This window comes from Wolbachia endosymbiont of Pentidionis agamae, from assembly GCF_036711655.1.
GTDB lineage: Bacteria > Pseudomonadota > Alphaproteobacteria > Rickettsiales > Anaplasmataceae > JAZHPY01.
The window spans coordinates 1-5,056 of record NZ_JAZHPY010000076.1 but is presented as its reverse complement, the minus strand read 5'-3'; the positions used below and the strand labels follow the sequence as shown (position 1 = coordinate 5,056).

The following is a 5,056-nucleotide window of genomic DNA, read 5'->3' as shown; positions in this document are numbered from 1 at the left end:
GGTTCTTCTCCATTATTCCATTTTTGAAAATATATGTTTTCCAATTTTGGAAAATAAAAAAATAGTTGCAAAAATTTTAGAGAACAGTAAATCAATAACTTAAAGCTATCTTTTCTAAATTATTGATGATTTATGTAGCAAGTTCTATAGAAATAAATATTTCTGATAAAAGGTGGTATAAAGTACTTAAGCGTCCAAGAAAATTTGTTGTAAGTATTATAAATGTTTTTCTAGAAGAGTTAGGAATTTTACATTTAAAACCTAGTATATCTGTAGCAATGGCAGATGATATATTTTTACATAGCCTTAATTTAAAATATCGGAAAGTTGATAAATCAACAAATGTACTCTCTTTCGCTTCTGGAGAAGAAACATCTGACCAATTTCACTTAGGGGACATAGCAATTTCAGTAGACATGATAGAAAGAGAATCGAAAGAATACTCTATACGAATTCTTGACCACACAGCACATATGCTTGTGCATGGGCTTTTGCATTTACTTGGCTATGATCATCACAAAGAAGCGGAAGAGATAATAATGAAAGACTTAGAAAATAAGATTTTAAAAAAATTAAATTTCGAAGGATCTTAATTAAATAATTTCTTCATTTTGTATCACTTTATTTTTTGCTGCCGTTATCAATCCATGGCAGTGCTTGTATTTTTTTCCTGAATTGCATGGACATTTATCATTTCTTGATATATTTAAATGTTTATTATGTGACACATTAAAGCCTTGACTATCTGTAAGCTTGAAATTAGCTAAACGTTGAATAGTCAACTCGTCCCACTTTTCAAGCATTGATTCGAATATTAAAAAAGCTTCACGTTTAAATTCATTCAAAGGATCTTTTTGCCCAATGGCACGCAAACTTATGCTTTGTTTTAAAATTTCCAAAGTTGAAAGATGTTCTCTCCATAAATGGTCAAGTGACATAATCAGTATTTGTTTTTTTATAGATCTCCATAAATCCGTATCATGTTGAACATTGAAATATCTTTCTTTTTGATTAAAGAATTCTTTTATTCTATTATTTATATAAAGCAACATTTCCTCTTTAATAGAACATTTTAATAGATCTTCACTAATAAGAAGTATCCCATATGTTTGATTAAATTCTTTTATAATATCTTCAATATAATCTTCACAATAACCGCCTTGAGTAACTTTTTCTATCATTTTGTCGTTTAATTTATTATATATTTCTGATATATCATAAGCTTGATTTTCTAAAATATTATTTCTCTTCCCAAAAATAACCTTACGTTGACTATCAATAACATTATCAAATTTTATCAAAGATTTCCTTATTTCATAATTTCTTGTCTCGACTTTTTTTTGTGCCTTTTCCAGTGCTTTATTAATCCAAGGATGATATATTGCTTCATTATCCTGTAGGCCTAACTTTTGAAGGAAACTTCTCATCTTACCTGAACCAAAGATTCTTAGTAAATCATCTTCAAGTGATAGAAAAAACTTTGATAAACCAGGGTCACCTTGTCTACCAGAACGTCCACGAAGTTGATCATCTATTCTTCTGCTCTCATGCCTTTCAGTACCGACCACACACAAGCCACCAGCTTTTATAGCGATCTCTTTATCTACTTTTACTTTCTCAAGTATTTCTTGATATTTCTTTTCCTTTTCAACAGCATTTTTTATTTTATTTAGCTCATGCTTTGCAAGCATTTCTGCATTTCCTCCAAGTTGAATGTCAGTACCACGTCCAGCCATATTTGTTGCTATTGTAATTCTTCCAGGAATACCTGCTTGTGCTATGATATAAGCTTCTTGCTCGTGATAGCGTGCATTGAGTACAGAATGGTTTAGAGAATGACGGTGTAAAAGCTCTGAAAGTTTTTCTGACTTTTCAATACTCACTGTACCAACAAGTACTGGTTGAAGGCGTTCATTACACTCTTTGATAAATTTTAACACAGCATTATATTTTTCTTTTTCTGTACCATAGATTTCATCATTCATATCAATTCTTTGTACAGCCATATTAGTCGGAATTTTTACTACTTTTAGTCCATATATATCTAAGAATTCCTCAGCTTCTGTTGCAGCTGTTCCTGTCATACCAGAAAGTTTTTTATACATACGAAAGTAATTTTGAAATGTAATTGAAGCTAAAGTCTGATTTTCATGTTGAATTTCAAGATTTTCTTTTGCCTCAAGTGCTTGATGTAAACCATCTGAGTATCTTCTTCCTTCCATCATACGTCCAGTAAACTCATCAATAATTACTATCCTGCCATTTTTGACAATATAATCTTTATTGAGAATAAATAATTTCTGTGCACGTAGGGATTGATCTATATAATGTGTCATAATAATATTTTCAACGTTATATAATGAAGAGTTTTCAGATATTAAATTGTTAGCTTTTAGCAATGATTCCACTTTTGAAATACCATTGTCCGTCAGAAAAGCTGTCTTACTTTTCTCGTCTAGTTCATAATCTGTATCAGTAAGTTTTATAACTATCTTATTTATTTGCTCATAGATTTGATCATTTTTTTCAGCTTGGCCTGAGATAATAAGAGGAGTACGTGCTTCATCTATCAAAATAGAGTCTATCTCATCTACTATTGCATAATTAAATCCTCTCTGCACTGTATCAACTGCAGAAAATTTCATATTATCACGCAAATAATCAAACCCTAATTCATTGTTTGTAGAATATACAATATCTGCATTGTAAGCTTTTTTTCTTTGCTCATCTGTTAAGTTATTTGTAATGAATGCAACAGAAATACCTAAAGAATTGTATAGCTTATTCATCCATTCTGTATCTCGTTTTGCAAGATAATCATTAACAGTTACAACATATACCCCACACCCTTCTAGTGAATTTAAATATGCAGCTAGAGTTGCAACTAATGTTTTACCTTCACCTGTTTTCATTTCTGCTATCATACCCTTATGAAGCACTATTCCACCTATCAACTGAACATCAAAGTGACGCATATTCAAGAACCTTCTTGCAGCTTCTCTTACTAAAGCAAATGAAGGCACTAAAAGATCATCTAGTGTTTCTCCATTTTTTAATCTTTGCTTAAATTCTTCAGTTTTATTTATCAAATCCTGATCTGATAAATTCTGCATTTCTGGTTCTAATTTGTTAATTTGCTCGACAACTTTTTTTAAAGATTTTATTAATTTTTGATTTTGTGATACAAACACCCTTTTTATAAGAAAAAATAATACTAATATTAAAATTGGAGATGTCAGTAGGACTATGGATATTAAAGAAAAATCTAACATACAATACTTGTTTAATGTAAGATTATATTGTCAAATTAAAATTACAGCAACAAACTGTATGTAATTGTCTTGCTAAATCTTACACTCCATTTTACTTATAATGTATTGTTTAATTTGGAATTCTTGAAGTTCCTGAATATATTCTTCTAACATTATTAATCCAATGCATGGAGTAGCACCTTTTTTTTTCATGCTTCCATCAATGAGTTTTTTAGCAAGTAAAATAGCTGGAACACAAGGAACTTGCGGCCCATGGCCTTCTTTTGCAACAATAAACCACTGTATTTCTTTTTGATTACCTATAGCATCCTTACCATTAATTAGCATATGCATACCACTATTTTGTGTACCTAGCCAATCAAACCAGTTGCTCATATAAAGTAAATGCTTTGCATATCTATCAAGCTTATTAAATATCTTTAACCTAACTAGCCAAGATATAAACCATATTCCTAAATGCAGTATGCTACTTTCCATTCCTGCAGAAAATCTAATTTTTTGAATTCCATAGTATTTAGGTAGTAAATCGAGGTCAGGTACGTTACAGCTAGCCATCCAACGTTTTCCAAGCTCTGGATAATCTTGTCTATATGTATCCTGCCAACCATAACATTTAGTACAACCTGGATAAGGTTTTAACAATTTACCTGCATAAGAAAGAATGGATCTTGTAGTTGCAAGACCTCGTTTTATTTTACCTCCAATAGTTATTCCAAAAATCAGTGATTCAATTTTAGAAAATTCTTCTTTATATTTTTCTAAAACCGCTGATGATAGTCCAGGTACAGTACTAGCTCCGCTTACTATGAGCACACCACTATCTTTTGCATCCTTATCAAGGGTATGAATATTGTTTACGAAATCTCTACAATCTGAAAGATCAATATAATGTATTTTGTATTTTATACATGCTTTAGCAATTAAATAATCAGAAGATTGAAAAGGTCCGCAAGTATTGATTACTACAAATGGTTTTAACTTTGCTAATAAATCTAATTCGCATGTTACATCAAAACTTGCACTTTCTATTTTAGAATTTGGACTTATTAGTTTTATCTTCTCTTTTAATTCACTAACTTTTTCTTTGCTGCGCCCTGCAAGGATAACATTAATACCTGTTTTAGCAAGTGAAAAAGATATCCTTTCTCCAAAATTTCCATAACTCCCCAATACGAGTACTTTTTTATTCATCTTTTCGATCCTGATCTTCTCTTATAATGAAATTTCCATCATAACCATATACTTTACCAAATAATTTGTGTCTTATCTCAAAATACATTCTGAATTCATTATCTGATAATGCTTCTTCTTCTGCATAACCTTTTCCTAAAATTAAAGAGAGTGGTAATGGAATGAGAAATTTGCATATTTTCCACACATATCTTCTGTGTTCCATTATCACCTTTTTTCCATCGTAAAAATAATTCATATGCCAACCTAAATTAAAGCGCATAAATTCTATAACACTATTGTCCTTCATAACCATCATACGAGAGCGGAAGTGATATTCTTTATGAGGAAAGTAAAAAGTACGGTTGAAATGTAATAAATTAGAATCTGATTTACTTGTCAAATTTACAGTTACTGGTATATCCTTTCCTTGATATGGCACTAATGTATTAAATATTTTTAGTAATGGTTTTAATAGGTAAATCACCCATGAACAGTGTACATTTAGTTTACCCTTTACTGTGACAACATCGTTACTATAAGAACGATTGACATATCGTTTCTTGATTGCTAAAGGTAAATTTTTCCACTGCTTCTTGAATACATTAGCAAAT

General features: G+C 30.5%; 4 protein-coding genes. 1 reads left to right on the top strand and 3 read right to left on the bottom strand.

The genetic code is table 11. The features are described from left to right. Positions 1-125: 125 nt before the first annotated feature. Positions 126-593 (top strand): rRNA maturation RNase YbeY, encoded by a 468-nt coding sequence (gene ybeY / locus V6U76_RS04430; RefSeq protein WP_333023867.1) that lies wholly within the window; start codon positions 126-128, stop codon positions 591-593. Here the strand turns inward: ybeY and secA are convergent, their stop codons facing one another. The 3 genes from secA to V6U76_RS04415 form a co-directional block, all read right to left on the bottom strand. After that, positions 594-3,272: a preprotein translocase subunit SecA gene (gene secA, locus V6U76_RS04425; protein WP_333023865.1), complete on the bottom strand. Its 2,679-nt coding sequence runs from the start codon at positions 3,270-3,272 to the stop codon at positions 594-596. Between the two features lie 72 nt (positions 3,273-3,344). Then, positions 3,345-4,463: a saccharopine dehydrogenase family protein gene (locus tag V6U76_RS04420; protein WP_333023863.1), complete on the bottom strand. Its 1,119-nt coding sequence runs from the start codon at positions 4,461-4,463 to the stop codon at positions 3,345-3,347. Next, the coding region (locus tag V6U76_RS04415) for a DUF4166 domain-containing protein (protein WP_333023860.1) at positions 4,456-5,056 on the bottom strand (601 nt) is incomplete at its 5' end. The genes V6U76_RS04420 and V6U76_RS04415, both read right to left, overlap by 8 nt.